A 19,598-nucleotide genomic window follows, 5' to 3' on the forward strand; every position below is an offset into this window, starting at 1 on the left:
AGATATATTCTATATCTCCACCCCGGCGTTGTTTATTCGTGCCGCCTGTTAGCCAGCGTAACGCAGTCTCAGCTTGGAAACACCCACAGCTGCATTCAGGCCGCGCTGGCCTTGAAGCGAGATTGGCTGAAGCGAAATCGTCTTCCACGAACCGCCAGTCAGGATGTTGGTGCCGAAGCCGACGCCGATAGCTGCATTGGCGGATGCGCCGACGTAACGACCCTGAAGAGCGCCTTCCGGACGAACGGTCGGAGCCCAGACGGCCCAGGCGACGCGACCGCCATTGATGAAGCCGACATCGATGCCGAGCTTGGTAATCGTCCCGGTATAACGCTCAAGCGGACCACGGCCACGGGCGGGGCTGAATACGCAGTCCACATCCTGCTGGCTGCCGATAATGACGCCGATGGCAGGCGAAATATCACAGGACAGCGTGCCGACTTCCGAGCGCGGCTGGGTACGACCCGAAGCGGGAGGAGCTACGTAGTCGGCAGCAATGGCTGGAGCCGTGACCGCAATGCCGGAAATCACGGCCATTGCCGAAAGAAAGGAAGTCGAAAAACGGAGAGACATGTCCTTGTCCTCTTCTAAAACACATATTGAAAGAGACGCTTACACGACTCTTAACGAGATTTGCCGAAGCAAGTTCCGTTACGACGGGGAATTAGAGCTTTTTGCGGGAAATTAAAGTTTTATTAACAAAAAAATTGGGCTGTGATTAATTTGTCGCGCGCTATCACGCGCTCAGAACCATCGCACCGGTGAAATCCGGCTGGTTGTCTTGCTCATCGGCAAATTTGCGTAGCGCCAGCGCATAGAGCTGATGCTCGGCTTTCAGAACGCGGGCCGCAAGCGCTTCGGCATTATCGCCGACGAGTACCGGCACCGCCGCCTGTGCCAGAATTGGACCCTCATCCATCCCTTCCGTTACCAGATGCACGGTGCAACCTGCGACTTTCATGCCCGCATCCAGCGCGCGCTGATGAGTATGCAGTCCGGGGAAAAGTGGCAGCAGGGAAGGATGAATGTTGAGAATGCGACCTTCATAGGGGGCAATGAAGCGGCCTGACAGAAGGCGCATGTAGCCGGCAAGGCAGATGATATCCGGCTTCAAGGCGGCAAGCGCCTCCAGAATGGCATCTTCATGCTCATCCTTCGACGCATAATCCTTGCGCTTGAAAATCTGTGTCGCAATGCCAGCGGCTTGCGCCTTGGCAAGGCCGCCAGCTTCTGCCTTGTCGGAAAAAACTGCCACCACTTCAGCCGGAAAGTCGGCATCTTGCGTGGCGCGGATCACCGCCTCCATATTGGAGCCGCCGCCCGAAATGAAGATGACGACCCGCTTGCGGCTCATACCGAAAGCATCCCCTTGTAGACGACGCCGTCCTTTTCGCGCTTCACCATCCGGCCGAGCGTGACAACCTTTTCACCTTCAGCGGCAAGGGCAGCCACGACTTCCTCGACCTTCTCTGGCTTCACGACGGCAATCATGCCAATGCCGCAATTGAACGTGCGCAGCATTTCGTTCGGCTCGACGCCGCCCGTCTTGGCGAGCCAGGAGAAGACTGGCGGAACGGAAATGGACGCAAGGTCGATTTCGGCAGCGAGACCTTCAGGCAGGACGCGTGGAATATTGTCCGGGAAGCCGCCGCCAGTAATGTGCGCCAGCGCCTTGATACCATCCGAAGCGCGGATCGCAGCGAGAAGAGGCTTCACATAAATACGTGTTGGGGTGAGCAGAGCTTCACCGAGCGTCGCGCCCGGCTGGAACGGTGCATCGGACTTCCAGCCGAGGCCGGAAAGTTCGACGATGCGGCGTACCAGCGAAAATCCGTTGGAATGAACACCGGACGAAGCAAGGCCAAGTATGGCGTCACCTTCGGCAACATCGCCGCGCGGCAGCAGGCGGTCACGTTCAGCTGCACCAACCGCAAAACCGGCAAGGTCGTAGTCACCGTCGCGATACATGCCGGGCATTTCAGCAGTTTCACCGCCGATCAGCGCACAACCGGCCTGACGGCATCCCTCGGCGATGCCTGCAACGATATCGACGCCCTGATCCGGCGAAAGCTTGCCGGTCGCAAAATAGTCGAGGAAGAAGAGTGGCTCAGCACCCTGTACGACAAGATCGTTGACGCACATGGCGACAAGATCGATGCCCACCGTGTCATGCTTGTCGGCATCGATTGCGATTTTCAGCTTGGTGCCAACACCGTCATTGGCGGCAACGAGCACCGGATCCTTGAAACCTGCAGCCTTCAGGTCGAACAGACCGCCGAAGCCGCCGATCTCCCCGTCTGCGCCGGGGCGGCGGGTGGAACGAACGAGCGGCTTGATCTTTTCGACCATCAGATTGCCAGCATCGATGTCGACACCAGCTTGCGCATAGGTCAGGCCATTACGGGCAACGGGCTTATCGGCGGACTTTTTTTCCATGGTCATGGCCTGCTCCTGTGCTTATCCACGCAGCTGTTTAATGCATTTTCGGCAAAAGCGTTATAACGGTTTTGCTCAAGGATAATGCGATAAACAGAGAATGTGCGCGCAATGGCACGAGACGGCGCTGCCCGCAAGGCCACAAAGCCCGAAAAGAGTGAAACAGCGCAGGATTCTGCCTAAAATCGTTATGGATCATTTCTGTCGCGATGGAGGTTGTGTCCCGGCTCGCTTTTCGCACAGACATTGCAATCCTCACGGACCGTTCTAACTTGTTCCCGGTCGTACTAACATATCCGTAACGCCATTCTGCTATCAGGACTGGCTTTATCCAATACGTTTCCTGGAAAACAGACGCCTATGGTCAAGAAACCGACACCCACGCGCACGAGCGCCAGCCGAACGATCCGTCAGTCGGAAGCGACAGTTCGCGATGGCGACATTCACGTCAATGTGGAAGTCGGTGCGCTGACCGGCTCTTCGGTGCGCCGTCAGGCGATGTTCTGGGTGGGGACCGTCGCGGTCTTCATTTTGTTCCTCGTTATATTCAGTTCGGTTCTGCTGCCTTTTGTTGCCGGCATGGCGCTGGCCTACTTCCTCGATCCCGTCGCAGACAGGCTGGAACGTTTTGGCCTGTCTCGGCTTGCGGCCACGATCGTCATCCTGCTCATCTTCCTGATGGCGCTCGTTCTCGGTCTGATGATTGTCGTGCCAATTTTGGCAACACAGCTTGCCGACTTTATTTCAAAAATCCCCGAATACATCACCCAGTTGCAGTCGCTGCTGGCGAATGAGGATTCGCAATGGCTGAAGAAATATATCGGCATTGACAGTTCCGTCATTCAGCAGAATCTGAGTTCCCTGCTCCAGCAGGGCGCCAGTTTCATGTCGACCTTGCTCCAATCCCTGTGGAATTCGGGGAAATCGCTGATCGATATTGCGGGCCTTTTTGTCGTCACCCCGGTGGTTGCGTTCTACATGCTTCTGGACTGGGACCGCATGGTAAGCAGCATCGATTCATGGGTGCCGCGCCGCCAGCTTCACACTGTGCGCCGCATCGCCGCTGAGATGAATGCCGCCGTCGCCGGTTTCATTCGCGGTCAGGGAACGCTCTGCCTCATTCTGGGAACCTATTACGCCATCGGTCTCACCCTGACCGGGCTCAATTTCGGCCTGTTGATCGGCTTTTTCGCCGGTCTCATCAGCTTTATTCCCTACATCGGTTCCTTTGTCGGCCTGGCGCTCGCCATCGGTGTGGCGCTGGTCCAGTTCTGGCCTGACTGGATCATGATCTGTGCCGTCGCGGGTGTGTTTTTCCTTGGTCAGTTCGTGGAAGGCAACATCCTCCAGCCGAAGCTTGTCGGGTCATCCGTCGGGTTGCATCCGGTCTGGCTCATGTTCGCTCTTTTCGCCTTCGGTTCCCTGTTCGGTTTCACCGGAATGCTGGTGGCAGTGCCTGCTGCGGCGGCAGTCGGGGTGCTTGTGCGGTTCGCTTTGAATAGCTATCTCCACTCACCGATGTATGATCCTGCCCACCATCAGCCCAACCCCGACGCCGGGCCGTTGATCGAGGCAGGCGAGAACGCAGGCAAAGAGAAATGAGACTGGGTCGTAACTGGGCGAGATTTACAAGAGGCCGCGATGCGTGAGGCACCGCGCCAGATTCCGTTGAATCTTGAGCATCAGCCCGGCTATCACCGGGAGGACCTGATCGTCACGGGCTCAAACCGTGCCGCCGTCGATCTCATCGATCGCTGGCCGAATTGGTTGTCGCCCGTCACGATCCTTGCCGGGCCGACAGGATCAGGTAAAACCCATCTGGCAGAAATCTGGCGTGCAGGAACGGGCGCGCTTCTGGTCGATCCTTCGAATATCACCGAGGAAGACGTGAACGGTGCTGCCGAATATCCCGTGCTGATCGACGATATCGGTGCGGCACCTTTCGATGAAACCGGACTTTTCCATCTCATCAACAGCGTTCGACAGAATGCGGCTCAGGGGCTTGGACCTTCTCTGCTCATGACGTCCCGTCTGTGGCCCGCAAACTGGAACGTCAAACTCCCCGATCTTGCCTCGCGCCTCAAAGCGGCGACCGTCGTGGAAATTGCAGAACCGGACGATCTGCTGCTTTCCGGCGTCATTCACAAGTTATTCGCGGACCGGCAGGTGAGCGTCGAGCCGCATGTCGTCGCCTATCTGGTGAGCCGGATGGAACGTTCGCTTCTGTCTGCAATCCTGATCGTTGACAAGCTCGATCGGGCGGCGCTCGAGCAGAAAAGCCGTATCACACGCACACTCGCCGCTCAGGTTGTGGCGGGCAGCGAACAGCCGGAACGCTGAGGATGAAGATCGCGGTCACCGGAGCCGGTGGTTTTATCGGAAGCGCTCTCACTCAAATGTTGACCGGGGAGGGGCATGAAGTCCTGCCTCTTTCCCGAAATGAGCTGTCTGACCCCGATCTTTCTGATGTTGAAACGGTTGTTCATTGTGCAGCACTCGCCCATCGCACCGGCGCGGAACGACCGGACGCGGCCACATTCGATGCCGTCAATCATCGACTAGCTGTGGAGCTTGCCGTCAAGGCAAAGGCAGCCTGTGTCAGACGCTTCGTTTTTGTATCCACGATCTATGTGATTGCCGGAAATTCATCACCGTTGATGCCGGACATGCCGTTAAAACCGCGCGACGATTACGGGCGCGCCAAGGCAAAGGCTGAAGCCGGTCTGCGCGAAATCAGCGGGATCGAGATCGTCATCGCACGACCGGTTCTGGTCTATGGTCCCGGGGCGAGGGCGAACCTGAAAGCCTTGATAAAGCTCTGCGATAGCGGGATGCCGCTGCCTTTCGGCCTGGCAAACAACAAACGCAGTTTCGTGTCGCTTGAGAATGTCGCGCGCGCGCTGACATTCTTAAGCGTTGCGCCTGCGGAAAAGGTTGCCGGACGCGTGTTTCATCTTGCCGAGCCGCAACCGCGCTCCACAAAAGAGCTGGTGACGAAGCTTCGTGCTGCATTGGGGAAGCCGGAGCGCCTTGTACCTGTTCCGCCGATCTTCATGCGAATCTTGCTTTCGGCAGCGGGCAAAAGCGGTCTTTACGACCAGCTTTATGGCGATCTGGTCGCGGACAGTTCGTCGCTTGTCGATGCGGGATTCGATTATCTGCCGGGCGACCGGCAACTCGAAGCAATGGCTCGCGTTAGGGATTAATTCTTCTGGCCCACAGCTTTGGGCGGCTCCATGCGCGAATGTGACGGGCGCGGCGCCTGTTTCGGTGCGGTTACCGCCGCAGTTTGTGGCTTCTTGGCAACCGAGCCGGTTATCAGGCTTGCACTGTCCGGCTTGTTGCGTCCACCAACGAGCTGATCTTCATGCACCCAGCCGATCATGTTCGTCTTGGGGACGATCACGCGATGCCAGCGTCCGGTCTTCCCATAGGAGCGCATCTCACGGCCTTTTTCCACGACGCCGATGGACGGTGACCTGTTCCAGGCATTCTTATGAATGGTGAGGCGTGACTTGGCATAAATCACGGAAGGTGAGCTTGCCGGTGTGTTGACACCACGTGGGGGCATTGCGCGCGGTGTAGCGGTGGCCGCGGAGGCGACGATCTGATTTGCGGGGCGGGGCGGGGTGGCGGTCTGGATAGCTGCCTGCTGCACCGGCTTTTGCGGTGCGGGGGCCACAACGGGCGCCGATGGACGCGGCACAGGGCCGACAGCGGCGCCATAATCCTTCGACGGTGCCTTGCTTTCAGGCGCTTTGCTGGCGACCGTTGCTTTTGGCTCAGTTTTTGCCGCTGGCTGGGCGCTCGGTTTCGACGCGGGGCGCTGGAACAGGGCTGTTATCGCGGCTTGCGGGCTCTTGTGCTGGGAGGTCGCCCACAGGCTGAAGGCACCAAGACCAAGGATTGCAGCAAGGGCGAGCAAAGGAGTGGACGAGCCCGAAGACTTGGCCGCGCGCTTTGTGGAGCGCTTGGGCGAGCGGGTGGTGCGTTTCCGTGCAGCCATCGTCTGTCTCCTGTTCGAATCGCGATGGGGAGACGCTACCAATTGTTCCTTCGCATTTGGTTACCGGAGCGATCTGGTGCGATAGATCTGGCAGACGGGCTGGAAACAAAAAAACGCCGCTTTCGCGGCGTTTCGAGGCATTGTTGTAAAGACTTACTGGTGCCCAGACGTCTTGTCATCGCAAGAGGTCTGGCCGGAAGCCTTCTCTTGCTGCTGTTGGTTGGCTTCGCTTGCTTCAACTGCGTTGCGCAGCTCTGCCCATTCGCGTTCATGACGACGATAAAGCTCGTCGGAAACAGTCTGGATACCCATTTCGGTCCTCCGTTTTATCTGGTGATCCAAATAACATAGCGAAGGCGGAAATGTTGCATCACAAAGCGTAAGCGTTTGAAATCTTAATCGGTTTATATGTTTATAACTTTGTTTCGATCTCAATTTTCCTGAATGGAAACACCACCTTCTCCGATTTTCATCTCAATTCCGGCTGGTTTGGTTTCTTCACGATAGACATAAACCGCCAGACCCGCTGCCACGACAATCAGCGCGCCAATAATCAGATAAAGTCCGTTTCTATTCACATTCAGTCTCCAGCTGGTTGGTAGTGAAGTGAAAACGCGCGCGCGTGCGATTTGGTTCCCCGGAAGACGCTCTCGCAGAAAAGCAGAAAACCCACGCGAGGGGTGCTCGCGTGGGTTTGCCTTCCGGTCAATTCACGTCAATGCGCGATGGCCGGCAGCGTTTCGGTCGGGACCATGGAGGTGAATGGCGGCAGATAGGCCTGAGCCATCACCAGAAGGCCGACGAGCGCGGCAAGCGCAACGGAATGGAAGAACACATAGCGAAGGATCTTCGATTCATGTCCGTACCACTGCGTCGCGGTCGAGGCGACGACGATGGACTGTGCGTCGATCATCTTGCCCATGACGCCGCCTGAGGAGTTTGCCGCTGCCATCAGGACAGGCGACAGGCCGAGCTGTTCCGCTGTGATCTTCTGCAAACCGCCGAACAGCACATTCGATGCCGTGTCGGAACCCGTCAGCGCAACGCCAAGCCAGCCGAGCATTGCTCCGAAGAACGGATAGACCCAGCCGGTTTGAGCGAAAGCGAGGCCGAGGGTCGCATCGGTGCCTGAATAGCGCGTGACATAGCCGAGCGCGAGCATGGCCGAGATCGTGATCAGCGAGAAGCGAACCACATAGGCGGTCTTGCCATACTCTTTCAGGAGCTTCAGCGGGTTGAAGCCGAGCACCAGTCCGCCGACCACAGCCGAGAGCAGGATACCCGTGCCGGTAGCCGATAGCAGATTGAGCGTGTAGACAGCGGCTTCCGAATGCGCTTCGGCAACGACAGGCGGAACCTTGAACACCAGGTTGTGCAGATGGGGGATCGGCATTTTCCAGACCCAGAGCGAATCGAGCCATGTCCGGAATTGCGGTGTACCCCAGAGGAACACGAACACCGACAGGATAAGCCAGGGAGTCCATGCCCGAAAAACGGTTCCGGTGGAATGTTTGGGCGGTGCCGCCAAGGGTACCGAATCCTCTTCGCCCTCCTTGCCTGTCGATGTCCAGATACGCTTCGGCTGCCAGATGCGCAGGAAGCCTGCCAGAGCCGCCATCGAGCAGATCGCAGCGATCACATCCACCAGCCAGGGCCCGTGGAAGTTGGACACGAGATATTGCGGAATGGCGAAGGCCACGCCCGCGACCAGCAGCGCTGGCCAGACTTCCAGCATGCCTCTGCGTCCGGCAAATGCCCAGATCAGCCAGAAAGGCACGATGACGGAGAAAAAGGGCAACTGGCGCCCGATCATCCCGGAAAGCTGCAACAGGTCTATCCCCGTTACAGCCGAAAGCGCGATGACCGGAGTTCCAAGCGCGCCAAAGGCGACTGGCGCCGTGTTGGCGATCAGGGAAAGGCCCGCAGCAGGCAGGGGAGCGAAACCCAGGCCCATCAGCATCGCAGCAGTCACGGCGACGGGTGTGCCGAAACCGGCGGCACCTTCGAAGAAGGCACCGAACGAAAAGGCGATAAAGAGAAGCTGGAGACGACGATCCGGCGTGATACCGGCAATGGAATCACGCAGAATATTGAACTGGCCGGTCTGTTCGGTCAGCCGATAGAGAAAGATGACGTTGAGAATGATCCAGCCAATGGGCAGAAGACCGTAGGCGGCACCGTAGACGGCGGTGGCACCGGCCATATCGGCGGGCATCCCGAAACCGACGACCGCAATGACAAGCGCCGTCAGAAGACCGAGTATGGCCGCAGTGTGCGCTTTGATATGAAAAAATCCGATGCCGCCCAGCAGGACGACAATGGGCAGGGCGGCAAGCAACGTCGACCAGAACATGCTTCCCAACGGGTCATATACTTGATTCCAGGGCATAGGTCCTCCCTTCCTGGATGGTGCAGTCCCTCTCCTTGATATGAAATGCGCCGTCGCAATATTTTCCGACGGATATGCAATGAACGACCGTTCTCCCCAGAACGGCAGTTAAATTACAAACAGCTAATTTATGTATGCAGATAATTGGTAAGCTCACTTTACCAGACCTGTCAATTCGCTGATTCTGCTATTTCACACGAGAAACCGCCTCGGTTGCTTGCGGACGGATTGGTTTCTGCCTCCGCAGGTTGTGTCAGGGCGTGGCGAACACTCGCGTTCAAGCGTTCGATGACCTGTAAAAATGCAGCTCTTCCGGCCATCTTGTTCGGATTGAAAGGAAAAAGCACGATCTGGCAAATTTGCCTCTTGCTTTATCTCTTTCGATTATCTAGTGAAGCCGCACCCGCTTAAAAGCGACGGAGCGTAGCGCAGTCTGGTAGCGCACCTGATTTGGGATCAGGGGGTCGCAGGTTCGAATCCTGCCGCTCCGACCATCTTCCCCAAGATTTGAATTGGTTGATATTTGAATGCCTCAGCGCAGGCTGTGGCGTGCGTCTTTATCGCGTTGACATGCATTCGCGTGTAAACTATTGGCTTGGTGGATTTTCAGCTCCTGTGTGGAGCAAGAGAGTAGTTCAGGGTTCTTCAAATGGTTGCACGTATTTACCGTCCAGCTAAGACTGCAATGCAGTCCGGTCAGGCTAAAATAGACCAGTGGCTTCTGGAGTTTGAGCCGGAAAGCCCGCGTATGGTCGAGCCTTTGATGGGCTATACTTCTTCCGGTGATATGAAGAGCCAGATTCGACTGTTCTTCGCCACTCAGGAAGAAGCTGTCGATTATGCAAAACGCAACGGCATCGCATACCGCATTATCGAGCCGAACGAGCCGAAGCGTCGTAAGGTTTCTTATTCGGACAATTTCCGTTTCGACCGGACAATACCCTGGACGCATTGATTGCCTGTATGGCCTGACAATTGCTTCAGGCCGGGCAATGCGATAATTCAGCAAGGCTTTGCTGGCAAAGCCTTGCATTCATTGGAATATCTTCGACTTTTTCGAAAGGCGAGGTCCCGTAGCTCAGTTGGATAGAGCGTCAGCCTTCTAAGCTGAATGTCACAGGTTCGAATCCTGTCGGGATCGCCACCTTACTTTTCCCCTCTTGTAACTTCTTGGAATCCCTTATCCTTTTTTGAGGTGTGGGGCTTCGGTTTCTAGGTGAGGGGATGGCATGTTCTTCTTTAGTTTCTTTGCGCCGGATTGAGCGAGCTTTTTAGCGTTCGCATTCTTGATGTAATGCGCCGCCATCGCGTCGGTAGTCCAGCCGAAAAGTGCCTTCAGTTCCGCATTGCTTCCGCCGCTTTCCGCCACGATCTGGGCCAGCAGTTTTCGCAGGCCATGCCCGATAGAGCCGCATTGAATATGGCCCTGTAGCCCTCGTGGTTATTGTCCCATTCGGTTGAAAAGTTAGCTTCCATCTACTCGCCGCCTTTCAGGGCTTGGCGATCCGCCTTGGCTCAAGCGCGGAGAAGATGGTTGAAGAAATCCTCGACCAGTCTTCAAGCGGCATGTTCATTTGCGTGTTGGTTAGTTCTTCCACGGCTTTGCGGGCCGCTTTGATCTTTGCGCAGGATGGCCCTGAAACCGCTATTCCGTTTTCGATTACGGAGAGGATGGGAGCCTCATAATCGGCCTGTGCGGCGGCTTGGGCGGCTTCCTCGTTTGGAGCTTCACCGTTGGCCTCATTGCACCCGCCTTCGACTGACCAAAACCACTTTCCATTGGCTTCGTCATGCGTCCACGTTCGGTATGTGCCGAAATCAGTGTCGCACCGTGAAAGCGTGTCACTTAGCGGCGGTCTGATCCAAGCCAGCTTCTTCACAGCTGCTTGCACGGGGAGGAAGGGGATAGCAGCGGTGAGGGCGAGCACGGCTTCTTCCGGTAGGGTGGTCATGGGCGCGCACCTTCGCTAACAGGGCGACCGAATATGTCGCGCTTAAAGTCGCCCAGCTCGCAAGGATGAGGATATTCGGCATGACAGCATCAGAAGCACTTTCGGATCTGGCTAGCGACAACCTGGGCCGACTTCATATGGCCTATAAGCGCGACAAATCGGAAGGCATCAGCACGAGCCAATACGATGCTGCTGAGCGTTATCGTGAAGTGCTGAATGACCGACGTAAGGCCGAATGCTCACCGGCTGCCCATTACGACCAAACCGGGGCCGTCGGAACATCTGATCCAGAGGATTACGAGAACTGGGTCGTTCGGGCCAAGTTGGCATATAGTGATGCCCGCCGGGCCATTGAGGAGGCCCAGCTCGAAACACGAAACGCTAATCTACTCGCCGCCGTGCAGTTCATGCTTGAGGGAGACCAGTATTTTCCACACATGCTGGGGGACATTCGTCTCGTTTGTAACGCACTTCACCGACATTTTTTCACACATAAACGTCGGAAAGTCGCATGAATGCCTTGCCATATCGAGCGAAGCAGAATAATCTGCACATAGTTTCAAGGTGCAGAATTGCGACCGGATATAGATTTCAGCGGCTTTCGGGCCGCTTTTTTATTAATTGCTTGTTGGGTCAGTTGCACCAGGAACGCCAGTGTTTTGCACTGTATTCCGGTCTGTATCGTAAGCCACGATCAGATAGACAACGATCAGGGCAACGACGATCGGCACGAGAAGGCAAGTTGCTCTTAACGCAGTTGTCGCGGAGTGTTTGGCGCGAATGAGTGTTCGATTTCTCATGCCGTTCACTATCCCAGGAAAAAGTTAAAGGGATAGAAACCGGGGCATTAACAATTAGCAATGTGTTCGCGCGAGATATGAAGGCGGTACCACATCAGCGCGGTGGCGCTGAAAGCAGCAACATAGCGACAAATGCTGCCGCGCTGGCAACCGCTCTGAGGTGCAAGCGCCTTCATAATGCGGCGTAAATGGGCAAGATCGGCGCTTATCGTTTCACAAAGGCCGATTTCAGCGCTTGGCAGAACTTGAAAATGACAGAGAACAGCTGAGCTTCAAAGAACGTCAAAGGCTTCCCGTAAACGTATTTCGGTTTTTTGCTGTCAGATGTTCGTTCGTGATCTTCCATTCCGATCTCCTTCGCTCAACGATATAGGTGAAAAATGAACCGCCGTCGCTTCCTTTCCTTCCTCGGCCTTGCTCCTGTAGCTGCTGCCATTCCTGCAATGGCGGAGAAGCCGACCGAGATCGGACGCGCAAGATTCTTGATGGAAACGACCGCCGGGGATCATTCATCCCACATCAGCGTGGAGGTTGTGGAATATCCGCTCTCGAAGCCGACCTTCAAGGGGTGGGCAAATGGCTTAACGAAAGCATCCGTGAAACTATTGCAGAGGCTAACCGGCTCGCCCAGAATAAAGCGTAATATCAAACTGGCGGGGTAGACTGACTGGATGCTATTTCCTCATCCACGCGGGTGGAGATTGTGGCGGTAAGAAATATCGCGCAGATGATACCCAATATGAAGATAGCTTTTTCAGAGGTCATGACTTTCCTTTATGGTTGGCCCCTTGCGCGAGGCGAGACGATTTTCTCCGGGAATGTTGTGGAAGAGATAATTAGACCGTGAGTCTCACGCCGATACAAGATCGGTAAAGGCGAATATCAATTCCAGAAAAGGAAACGATCCTGCCAGACAATCCGGCACTGTGTTTCTATTTCGACAGTGGATCGGTGAGGGAATACGTCGTGCAGACGTTCGGCAATCGGACCCAGTGAAAGGGTCTTGGGCATTATCAATTCGGCCCGGTCGGCCTGGGCGCTAATAGCATTCAGCAACAGAGCGTCATCCGATCTTGTCATAGAGTATCCTTATGGTGATGGGCATATGCCAGTCTTGAAAAATGCAAAGCATGAAATTTTCGCCAAGGGATTGGCTGAAGGGCTGACCGCGGACGAAGCATATCAGCGAGCCGGATTTAAGCCTAATAGAGGCAATGCAATACGCCTTAAAGCAAATGAAAACATTTTGAAGCGAATTGATGAGATACGCTCCAGAGTGGCAGAAAAGGCCGAATGGACCGCAGCAGACAGGCTTCGCATGCTCGCAGATATTGCCGAGAAATCAAAGTCAGCAGATCCGCGTGTCGCTGTATCCGCGATTGCCGAAGCCAACAAGATGCAAGGCAGTCATGCTCCATCGAAGCATGAACATTCCGGCGATATATCTCTGACTGTGTCGCAAGAGGACGCTGAACTGTGAGACATGGCTGCTATTCAACTGACGGAGAAACAACGGCAGGTTATCCCAAGGCCGTAGTAGTAGGTCACGGCGATCCAGGTGATGCAGACTACACGCCATGGGGCGTTGATTACTCGAAACTGATCCCGGTGCTTGGACGGTGCTTGCAGTCCGTAAATCGTCGTCTTCGGGATATCGAGGAAAAGTTGAACATGGCCGCTTAAGCCGTGGCGGCCTTTAGCGAACGCCTTTTCTCTGCGCTGGCCTTGATGGATTTCCGCAAGCCGTCAATGCGATAATCGATGCAAATCACGATCACCGCACTTGCGGCGATTGTCGCTACGGCCCCAATACAGAATACAACCCATCCCCTATGTTCGTTCAAGCCAAGTATCTGCAAGGATGCGAAAGCAAACACGTAATGTCCGAGGAACATCGGATATGCCAACTCACCTAGAAACTTGTCGACCTTTGCAGACCGCCCAGTGAACCTTCGACGGTTCACAAGCAGAACCAGAATGAAGGCCAATCCAGTATTGAAGTAAAACTGTATGCTGGAGAAAATGTCTGGAGCGCTCACAGAACTCCACCAGTTGATTGCGAAAATGAACGCAACGCCTGACAAAATGACAGACAGTGGGACGTCCTTGGCCAAGGAAAATCGCGTACTGATGAAGTAAGCAAGGCAGCCGAGGCCAAATGACAGGGCGGCAGCGGGTACAGGTCCGTACCGTAGCGTTGGTAATCCACCAGCAACAAAGACGTACACGTGCCACAAAGCGCCAAATGTCGTTAGTGCGATTGCGCCTTTGATCGACAGCGCACCGACAAGCCAAACCAGAAAATAGCAGACCAGTTCCACGGCAACCGACCATGTTGACGGGATTACACGGAAGTAGAAGGTTTCGCTTATGAACGGCGTAACATGTACGGTTGGATCGGACAGAAACGCCCATGGCACAATGAACATGTTGCCCATCCACGACCAGAAGTCCGCCTGACCGTTCCACGATGGATGAAAAATCGGGTATGAAGGGTACGCTGCGAAAACGATGAGGGCGCAACAGGCAATGACCGCATAGCTCGGGTATAGCCGCAAAAATCGATTTGTCGCGAACCGCTTTCCGTCGAACTGATACGCTTCCTGAAGGACAAGCGTCATCAAAAAACCGCTGATGACGTAGAAAAAATTTACTGCAAACAGGCCGACATTGGGAACAATCGCCGTTAAATGAAAGACGACGACACATAACTACAGAAAGAACCGCGTAATACCCAATGCTCTAGCCTCAAATGGTTCGCAGGGCAGATATACAGCGCGCTTCCCTTCATCACAACTGCCGCCTACTGAGGCGACCTTTTTCTTTGCCAAGGAAAAGACCCCAGTAAGGTTTCACTGAACTGGGGCCTGAGCGCCTTGGGAATCCAAGCTGAAAGCAATGATAAGCGCCCGGTCTCCGTGTAGATTCCGGGTTGTTAAGATTGTCTTTCATAAACGTGAAAAAGCCCCGGCACGTCTCCTAACGTCACGGGGCTGCTCACCAGACGGCCACAGGGTTTTAAAGACCCCCGGGCGAGCGCTGACCATATAGTATGCGTTTTAGAAAATGAAAAGCCCCGACAGCGTGCGGCTGCCAGGGCTATACGCACCGTAATGAGTTAGCAGGGGGCTATACCGGTGCGCGCCACCATTCTATCCGGCAAAATTTAAAAATAAACCCCGACAAGTCTCCCAACCTGTCGGGGCCACGCGCTTCACATGCGGCGAACAAGTTTTGGCGCGCTGCTCAAGTGTAACATAAGAAAACGAGACAGGACGTTTCTGCTTGCCATACTGAACTTACTGAACTTACACGGGCCAAACGGCGGCGGTGATCTCAAATCAAACTAAGACGAAGAAAATCAGACGGGCGTTTACGTCCCGCTTTTTTCACGATCCTTCTTCTTATCTTCGTCGTAATGAAACTTAATGGCGAAGAACATGGCCGTGCCTAACACGAGGACCTTGAACGCTATCAAGAATACCGGAATCAGTTCCATTTTCTGAATGTTTCCATGCTGCTATCGAATTTGATGAGCACTACCTCAAAACCGCAGCTTTAGCAGCTTCATTTTTGGTCGCACCACCGTCGGGGCGCTCGGCAGCGTCGGCTTGGAAGCTCATTATTTTCGCTCGCACGGAACACTAATTTTCGACCACGGCAAAAGCCGATGCCGCATCAAGGCAACCTGCCTGATCCGCATTCCTGATGTCGTTCCAGATATTTGCGATTGAGCAGATCAACTGCTTCCTTGGCATCTCTCTCATTAAGGCCTGACTGTTTGTGGCCGTCGATAGAGACGATTTCGCCGTTGAAAACATCATAGACGCACCAGGTCATGTCGCGCTCGCGGCGCATGTCGAACCCGTTCTTGATCATAGCCAATTCTCCGCGTTGATTAGATCAACTGCGAGAGGATAACGATCAGGCGGGGCATTCGTTCAATGAAAAAGAAACCCCTGGTGCCGTGTCGCGATCACCGGGCTGCGCATGTTTGAATCCTCTCGCTTCAATTATGCGAAACCATCAACTAACTGTCCCGGTGGGTTGCAACGCCGGACTAAGCGTTTACAGCGTCCAGCCGTACACAGCGAGAGCAATACCGCCGACCGCTCCGATCACTGACCATCCGATCATGCTGATACCCATGAAGCTGTGATAGGTGACCGCTGAAATCTTCTTGAATGCTGCAGCCATCAACAGGTTTGCTATTGCGCCAGCAATAAGACCGATCCCGTTGGCTACATATGCCGCCGGATGAAGCGCCATGGTCTGCATGAAATACGGGCGTAGTAGAAAAGTTGCGCCCAACATTCCTGCGATCAGCACGAAAACCGACACCATGCCGAAACCGGACCATCTTATAAGCATTGTTTAAATTACCTTTGTCTTGGGGAAGATCAGGCGGTAATGGCCCCTGACAGTTTTACGGACAACCCTTCGACGACAAAATCCTCAAGAAAAACCCCGGAACGAGCCGGGGTCTATGTTCATTGTTTTCGTCTGGTATCCCAGAAAAGCACGGATAATACCCAGAGAAGCGCAACGAGGATCGAGCCCTCAATCAGAAAATACCAGTGCATCGCTATTCCCTCATACCGGAACGCGCCCTCCGCCATTGCTATGCGAAGTCATCCACGGCATAGCGGCTTCGGGTTTTTCTAGAATGTTGCGTTTTCGTGCAAATCCTTCAAATGCGGTATGCGCCACGATTAGAGGTTTCTGACCACTGTGGGCGTCGCAACAGGCGCTCCATGCTACTTCATAGATGACGTCTCGATCATCCTGTGGCCACTCATATAGGAAATCGATTGCGTCGATAGGGCCTGCAATCTCCCTGATTAGAAATTTGCCGTCCTTCACAAAAATTGGACTGTCAAACAAACGGTCGCTCATCGAAACCTCCATTTGATCGAACGAAAAAGTTGGAATGACTGCTTCGATTTAGTGATCGATCTGGCGGTTTCAAGAACCCTTCACGCTTAAATTTTCAGGACATCCCCATAAACAAACAACGTTCTTCGCGTATGCGAAAGACGTTTTCTTTGCCGAAAGGAAATCACCTTGGATATGCATCTTGGCGATACCCGCCTCTTGATTGAGGCAGGTCGAGCGCGCGGGCTATTGCGCAATCATATGGCCTATGTTCTCGCGACTGCCTACCACGAGACGGCACATACGATGAAGCCTGTCAACGAAATGGGCGGTGAGAAGTATCTGCGCTCGAAAAAGTACTGGCCCTTCATCGGTCGCGGATATGTTCAGATCACCTGGCAGTCGAACTACGAGCGAGCCAGCAAGGAACTCGGCGTTGATTTCGTCAAGAAGCCTGAACTGCTTCTGAAGCCGGAATATGCCGGACCGATCATCATTGCCGGTATGGTCGAGGGCTGGTTCACCGGCAAGAAGTTGTCCGACTACATCACCCTGCAGAAGTCAAACTTCAAAGACGCTCGTCGGATCGTCAACGGTACCGACCGGGCCGAACTGATCGCCGGGTATGCCAAGGAATACGACAAGGCTCTGATGACAGAGGGGTATGGCGTTGAGCAGATTGTCACGGCCCCGGCTTCGGACGTTGTCCCTGCACCGGTCGAGGAAAAGCCAATCTCGAAATCCTCACGCTTCTGGACTTGGTTCGGATCCGGCGGCGGTGCGGCGGTAATGCCGTTTGTCGACTGGAAGGTTCAGTTGGCGATCGTGGCTGCAATCATCCTCATCGCGGGGCATGCCATCTTCACCATGCCGCAGGCGAGGGCCAAGCTTGAAAAGCTGGTGGATACGATATGACCGTCTGGGCGCTCGTTCCGAAATGGCTGAGATACTCGCTCGCTGCCCTTGTGGCGGCGTTGTTTCTGTCAGCGGGCGCGTATCTCGTAGGAAAGCGAGAAGGCCGGCAGGAGGTCGTTTCAGAGCAATTGCGCGAAACCGTCAAAGCCGAAAAGGAAAGGGGCAACGACGATGAACAACTACGCGGGCTTACGGATTATGATTTTTGTGTTCTTGCCCTTCGTCGTCGCGGCTTGCCAGTCGACCAATGCGACGAGTTGCGCGGGCTGGAGACAGAATGATCTTTCGCCTGCTGGTCTGGTCGCGTTGACGAAAGTGGACCGGCCGGCAGTAGAACGTATCGAAGGCAATGACGAAAACGGAAAACGGCGGGGCTGCTGGTAATGTCTGACGACTTCAAATGGCTGATCGGCACGGCAGTGACGTTGATCGTGTTCTTCAGCGGCGCGTTGATTGCGGCCTTTCGTTCTCTTTCCACTTCGCAGAAGGCTGGTGACGATCAATTGCACGATCGCGTTAACCGGGTCCGAGACGAGTATGTGCGTCGTGTGGATCTGGATGACCATGTGAAGCAGTTACGCGAGGGCATGAAGGAAATGAGGGATGAAACGAGAGAGGGATTGAAGGAAACGAACAAACGGCTTGATCAGGTGCTGGCTGTGCTGGCGCAAGATAAAAAGGTTTGACCAAAAAAGAACCCCGCAGCGTGATCGCGCGGGGTAGGAAGTCATATGTCATCGGCATCCAAAATTTTATTCATGGATTAGGATTTGTAAAGTTCTGACTTCTTGCAACTGTTTAAACAGTGAGCGCTCAGAAGAATGGTGAACGTTGCACGGCGATTGTAAGGAGTATGGCTGCTGGTAAGGCAATCGACATGCCAGCCAGCGCGGTCGATGATGCTGTTCGAAGCGATTTGCTCAAATTTGCGGATGTCATTTTAGCCTCCTTTGAACAAATAAAAACACATCGTGCCGGGTTCAGTAAACCCATTTTGAATATTGTCAGATCGGTTCACACGGGCCGCGACTGTTATAAAAAAAACGCCCCGCAGCGAGATCGCAAGGGGCTAGATGGAAGGTGTCATATGCCTGCGGTCAAAATTTTATTCAGACGAGAGAAAAAGTAAAGCCCCAGCATCAATCGTTTGACCGGTCGGGATAGGGCTCCTTCGGGACCTTAACGTTCGGATTGCCAGGAGCGTTCGACTGTTCATGAGTGGGCTTCTCCTGATGGTCGCTTGGCTCAACCTGCGACGGATCATTTGCTTCTTTCTCTCTCACCAAGTCGGGATCGGACCAAGGGCTCTTCGGCTTTCCCATCTTCAATTCTCCTAAGATTTTCGTGCGGTAAAGCCCCGACGCTCCCTCCAGCGTCGGGGCCGCGCTTGGCAAATGAGGTGCATGTCCTTGCCGCGCGCTATCGTTCAGCGGCGTCTCAGTTGCACTCTGAACGATCTCAATTCCATTGGTTTGGCCGTATCGTCAGGCCCGCTGCTTGGGCGGCTTTGACGAACGACTCTCTGGCCGTATTTGGCAGGCCTTCCATATCGGCTAGGCAAGCCTGCAAGGCTTCTTCGTATTCCTGACCGTGAGCGTCTTTGGGCCAATTGTTCAACAAGCACTTTGCTGCCGTTTGCGTATCAGGCACGACACGGTATTTTCCAACGCCGTACAGTTCAACGTCTACTGGTTGCTCCCAAGACATGCGGGTCTCCGAAGAAAAAGGCCCTGCCTCGGGGCGAGCAAGGCAGGGCTGCGTCAGCGATGGCTCTGGTGCTAGGTGAGGTGCGCTGACGCGAAGTTGTTGTTCTTGCGGCCGTTAAACTCTCAACGGCGGAATTTGTTCCAAGTTATGCAAACGGGTCATTTTCATCGAGAACAGGGTAGCTGGCCAGCGCCGAGCCATTGTTGTTTGTCGTTGGAAATGACTGGATGTCCTGGCGCTTTTGATATTTCTGATGCGCCAAACGAGCGGCTAACTCGCAGATATATGATTGCTCCCTCAGCCCACTCTCGTACAGCATGATGATACTGGATGCTAATTCTGACGGAGAATAATTGCGATCGCTCTCTTCGAGCATTATTGCTGCATTACTAAAGCAGCGCCGCATAAAATTCACTTCCAACGGACTGAAAATGCGGCTCGCTTCGTTAAATAGCGGCATAGTGGCCTCCCTTCAGCATGTGCCAAAGAAACGCCCCCACAACAATAAGTGTATCTGG

Annotated in this window: 27 protein-coding genes, 2 tRNA genes and 2 pseudogenes; 13 read left to right on the forward strand and 18 right to left on the reverse strand. The window is 54.6% G+C overall.

Features of this window, described 5'->3' with window-relative positions:
- Nucleotides 1-48 precede the first annotated feature (48 nt).
- The 3 genes from CQZ93_RS03945 to purM form a co-directional block, all read right to left on the reverse strand.
- Entirely contained in the window at nucleotides 49-573 is a 525-nt protein-coding gene (locus tag CQZ93_RS03945; protein WP_105541435.1) for a DUF992 domain-containing protein, read from the reverse strand.
- 163 nt (nucleotides 574-736) lie between these two features.
- Complete coding sequence (gene purN / locus CQZ93_RS03950) at nucleotides 737-1,354, reverse strand: phosphoribosylglycinamide formyltransferase (RefSeq protein ID WP_105541436.1); 618 nt, start codon at nucleotides 1,352-1,354, stop codon at nucleotides 737-739.
- Nucleotides 1,351-2,442 (reverse strand): phosphoribosylformylglycinamidine cyclo-ligase, encoded by a 1,092-nt coding sequence (gene purM / locus CQZ93_RS03955; protein WP_105541437.1) that lies wholly within the window; start codon nucleotides 2,440-2,442, stop codon nucleotides 1,351-1,353. Before purM ends, purN begins: the two co-directional genes overlap by 4 nt.
- A gap of 354 nt (nucleotides 2,443-2,796) precedes the next feature.
- On the opposite strand from purM, the gene CQZ93_RS03960 reads away from it, so the two are divergent.
- Genes CQZ93_RS03960 through CQZ93_RS03970 form a run of 3 tightly spaced genes read left to right on the forward strand, consistent with a single transcriptional unit; the run spans nucleotide 2,797 to nucleotide 5,642 of the window.
- Complete coding sequence (locus tag CQZ93_RS03960) at nucleotides 2,797-4,038, forward strand: AI-2E family transporter (protein ID WP_181153305.1); 1,242 nt, start codon at nucleotides 2,797-2,799, stop codon at nucleotides 4,036-4,038.
- Nucleotides 4,039-4,077: 39 nt separating this feature from the next.
- Nucleotides 4,078-4,776, forward strand: a complete 699-nt coding sequence (gene hdaA / locus CQZ93_RS03965) for a DnaA regulatory inactivator HdaA (protein ID WP_105541438.1) — start codon at nucleotides 4,078-4,080, stop codon at nucleotides 4,774-4,776.
- A 2-nt stretch (nucleotides 4,777-4,778) separates the two neighbouring features.
- On the forward strand, nucleotides 4,779-5,642 hold the full coding sequence (locus CQZ93_RS03970) for an NAD-dependent epimerase/dehydratase family protein (RefSeq protein ID WP_105541439.1): 864 nt from the start codon (nucleotides 4,779-4,781) through the stop codon (nucleotides 5,640-5,642).
- On the opposite strand, the gene CQZ93_RS03975 is transcribed toward CQZ93_RS03970, so the two are convergent.
- The 4 genes from CQZ93_RS03975 to CQZ93_RS03985 all read right to left on the reverse strand — a co-directional run bounded on the left by CQZ93_RS03975 (nucleotide 5,639) and on the right by CQZ93_RS03985 (nucleotide 8,831).
- Nucleotides 5,639-6,442 carry a hypothetical protein gene (locus tag CQZ93_RS03975; RefSeq protein WP_105541440.1) on the reverse strand — a complete coding sequence of 268 codons (804 nt, stop codon included), beginning with the start codon at nucleotides 6,440-6,442 and terminating at the stop codon, nucleotides 5,639-5,641. The genes CQZ93_RS03970 and CQZ93_RS03975 overlap by 4 nt on opposite strands.
- Nucleotides 6,443-6,595: 153 nt before the next feature.
- Nucleotides 6,596-6,754 carry a hypothetical protein gene (locus tag CQZ93_RS26545; protein ID WP_181153306.1) on the reverse strand — a complete coding sequence of 53 codons (159 nt, stop codon included), beginning with the start codon at nucleotides 6,752-6,754 and terminating at the stop codon, nucleotides 6,596-6,598.
- Between the two features lie 119 nt (nucleotides 6,755-6,873).
- A complete protein-coding gene (locus tag CQZ93_RS03980) occupies nucleotides 6,874-7,020 on the reverse strand; it encodes a hypothetical protein (RefSeq protein ID WP_010661698.1) in 147 nt (48 codons plus the stop codon).
- 137 nt (nucleotides 7,021-7,157) lie between these two features.
- Nucleotides 7,158-8,831, reverse strand: a complete 1,674-nt coding sequence (locus CQZ93_RS03985) for an L-lactate permease (protein ID WP_105541441.1) — start codon at nucleotides 8,829-8,831, stop codon at nucleotides 7,158-7,160.
- Nucleotides 8,832-9,248: 417 nt separating this feature from the next.
- Between CQZ93_RS03985 and CQZ93_RS03990 the strand changes: the two genes are divergently transcribed.
- The 3 genes from CQZ93_RS03990 to CQZ93_RS04000 all read left to right on the forward strand — a co-directional run bounded on the left by CQZ93_RS03990 (nucleotide 9,249) and on the right by CQZ93_RS04000 (nucleotide 9,975).
- Nucleotides 9,249-9,325: transfer RNA gene (locus CQZ93_RS03990), tRNA-Pro, on the forward strand.
- A gap of 155 nt (nucleotides 9,326-9,480) precedes the next feature.
- Nucleotides 9,481-9,786: an ETC complex I subunit gene (locus tag CQZ93_RS03995; RefSeq protein ID WP_105541442.1), complete on the forward strand. Its 306-nt coding sequence runs from the start codon at nucleotides 9,481-9,483 to the stop codon at nucleotides 9,784-9,786.
- Between the two features lie 112 nt (nucleotides 9,787-9,898).
- Nucleotides 9,899-9,975, forward strand: a tRNA-Arg gene (locus tag CQZ93_RS04000).
- A gap of 36 nt (nucleotides 9,976-10,011) precedes the next feature.
- Here CQZ93_RS04000 and CQZ93_RS04005 read toward each other — a convergent pair.
- Nucleotides 10,012-10,200 carry a hypothetical protein gene (locus tag CQZ93_RS04005; protein WP_286152018.1) on the reverse strand — a complete coding sequence of 63 codons (189 nt, stop codon included), beginning with the start codon at nucleotides 10,198-10,200 and terminating at the stop codon, nucleotides 10,012-10,014.
- A gap of 121 nt (nucleotides 10,201-10,321) precedes the next feature.
- On the reverse strand, nucleotides 10,322-10,783 hold the full coding sequence (locus CQZ93_RS04010; protein WP_105541444.1) for a hypothetical protein: 462 nt from the start codon (nucleotides 10,781-10,783) through the stop codon (nucleotides 10,322-10,324).
- 17 nt (nucleotides 10,784-10,800) lie between these two features.
- Between CQZ93_RS04010 and CQZ93_RS04015 the strand changes: the two are divergent.
- Nucleotides 10,801-11,298, forward strand: a pseudogene (locus CQZ93_RS04015) (hypothetical protein); the annotation flags it as partial.
- A 102-nt stretch (nucleotides 11,299-11,400) separates the two neighbouring features.
- Here the strand turns inward: CQZ93_RS04015 and CQZ93_RS26320 are convergent.
- Entirely contained in the window at nucleotides 11,401-11,583 is a 183-nt protein-coding gene (locus CQZ93_RS26320) for a hypothetical protein (RefSeq protein ID WP_146114421.1), read from the reverse strand.
- A 380-nt stretch (nucleotides 11,584-11,963) separates the two neighbouring features.
- Here CQZ93_RS26320 and CQZ93_RS04020 point away from each other — a divergent pair, with 380 nt between their 5' ends.
- Nucleotides 11,964-12,245: a twin-arginine translocation signal domain-containing protein gene (locus tag CQZ93_RS04020; protein ID WP_105541446.1), complete on the forward strand. Its 282-nt coding sequence runs from the start codon at nucleotides 11,964-11,966 to the stop codon at nucleotides 12,243-12,245.
- A gap of 220 nt (nucleotides 12,246-12,465) precedes the next feature.
- Here CQZ93_RS04020 and CQZ93_RS26325 read toward each other — a convergent pair whose 3' ends face one another.
- Entirely contained in the window at nucleotides 12,466-12,663 is a 198-nt protein-coding gene (locus CQZ93_RS26325) for a hypothetical protein (protein ID WP_146114422.1), read from the reverse strand.
- A gap of 25 nt (nucleotides 12,664-12,688) precedes the next feature.
- Between CQZ93_RS26325 and CQZ93_RS04025 the strand changes: the two genes are divergently transcribed.
- Entirely contained in the window at nucleotides 12,689-13,063 is a 375-nt protein-coding gene (locus CQZ93_RS04025; RefSeq protein ID WP_146114423.1) for a terminase small subunit, read from the forward strand.
- Nucleotides 13,064-13,262: 199 nt separating this feature from the next.
- On the opposite strand, the pseudogene CQZ93_RS04030 reads toward CQZ93_RS04025, so the two are convergent.
- The 4 genes and pseudogenes from CQZ93_RS04030 to CQZ93_RS04045 all read right to left on the reverse strand — a co-directional run.
- Nucleotides 13,263-14,279: pseudogene (locus CQZ93_RS04030) on the reverse strand (acyltransferase family protein); the annotation flags it as partial.
- Between the two features lie 982 nt (nucleotides 14,280-15,261).
- A complete protein-coding gene (locus CQZ93_RS04035) occupies nucleotides 15,262-15,462 on the reverse strand; it encodes a hypothetical protein (RefSeq protein ID WP_105541449.1) in 201 nt (66 codons plus the stop codon).
- Between the two features lie 189 nt (nucleotides 15,463-15,651).
- A complete protein-coding gene (locus tag CQZ93_RS04040) occupies nucleotides 15,652-15,954 on the reverse strand; it encodes a hypothetical protein (RefSeq protein WP_286152024.1) in 303 nt (100 codons plus the stop codon).
- Between the two features lie 222 nt (nucleotides 15,955-16,176).
- The gene (locus CQZ93_RS04045) at nucleotides 16,177-16,479 is read right to left on the reverse strand and encodes a DUF982 domain-containing protein (protein WP_105541450.1); all 303 of its coding nucleotides are present in this window, start codon (nucleotides 16,477-16,479) and stop codon (nucleotides 16,177-16,179) included.
- Between the two features lie 174 nt (nucleotides 16,480-16,653).
- Between CQZ93_RS04045 and CQZ93_RS04050 the strand changes: the two genes are divergently transcribed.
- From CQZ93_RS04050 to CQZ93_RS04065, 4 genes are all read left to right on the forward strand, one after another.
- Nucleotides 16,654-17,373 carry a hypothetical protein gene (locus CQZ93_RS04050; protein ID WP_105541451.1) on the forward strand — a complete coding sequence of 240 codons (720 nt, stop codon included), beginning with the start codon at nucleotides 16,654-16,656 and terminating at the stop codon, nucleotides 17,371-17,373.
- Nucleotides 17,370-17,654: a hypothetical protein gene (locus CQZ93_RS04055; RefSeq protein ID WP_105541452.1), complete on the forward strand. Its 285-nt coding sequence runs from the start codon at nucleotides 17,370-17,372 to the stop codon at nucleotides 17,652-17,654. The genes CQZ93_RS04050 and CQZ93_RS04055 overlap by 4 nt, the downstream gene beginning before the upstream one ends.
- Before the next feature lie 102 nt (nucleotides 17,655-17,756).
- A complete protein-coding gene (locus tag CQZ93_RS04060) occupies nucleotides 17,757-18,059 on the forward strand; it encodes a hypothetical protein (RefSeq protein ID WP_105541453.1) in 303 nt (100 codons plus the stop codon).
- A 167-nt stretch (nucleotides 18,060-18,226) separates the two neighbouring features.
- Nucleotides 18,227-18,502: a hypothetical protein gene (locus tag CQZ93_RS04065; RefSeq protein WP_105541454.1), complete on the forward strand. Its 276-nt coding sequence runs from the start codon at nucleotides 18,227-18,229 to the stop codon at nucleotides 18,500-18,502.
- Nucleotides 18,503-18,512: 10 nt separating this feature from the next.
- On the opposite strand, the gene CQZ93_RS04070 is transcribed toward CQZ93_RS04065, so the two are convergent.
- The 3 genes from CQZ93_RS04070 to CQZ93_RS04080 form a co-directional block, all read right to left on the reverse strand.
- Nucleotides 18,513-18,695, reverse strand: coding sequence for a hypothetical protein (locus tag CQZ93_RS04070; RefSeq protein WP_105541455.1), 183 nt, complete (start codon nucleotides 18,693-18,695; stop codon nucleotides 18,513-18,515).
- Between the two features lie 136 nt (nucleotides 18,696-18,831).
- Nucleotides 18,832-19,080: a DUF982 domain-containing protein gene (locus CQZ93_RS04075; protein WP_105541456.1), complete on the reverse strand. Its 249-nt coding sequence runs from the start codon at nucleotides 19,078-19,080 to the stop codon at nucleotides 18,832-18,834.
- A 145-nt stretch (nucleotides 19,081-19,225) separates the two neighbouring features.
- Nucleotides 19,226-19,540, reverse strand: a complete 315-nt coding sequence (locus CQZ93_RS04080; RefSeq protein WP_105541457.1) for a hypothetical protein — start codon at nucleotides 19,538-19,540, stop codon at nucleotides 19,226-19,228.
- Between the last annotated feature and the right edge of the window lie 58 nt (nucleotides 19,541-19,598).

The organism is Ochrobactrum vermis (genome assembly GCF_002975205.1).
GTDB classification, from domain to species: Bacteria; Pseudomonadota; Alphaproteobacteria; order Rhizobiales; family Rhizobiaceae; genus Brucella; species Brucella vermis.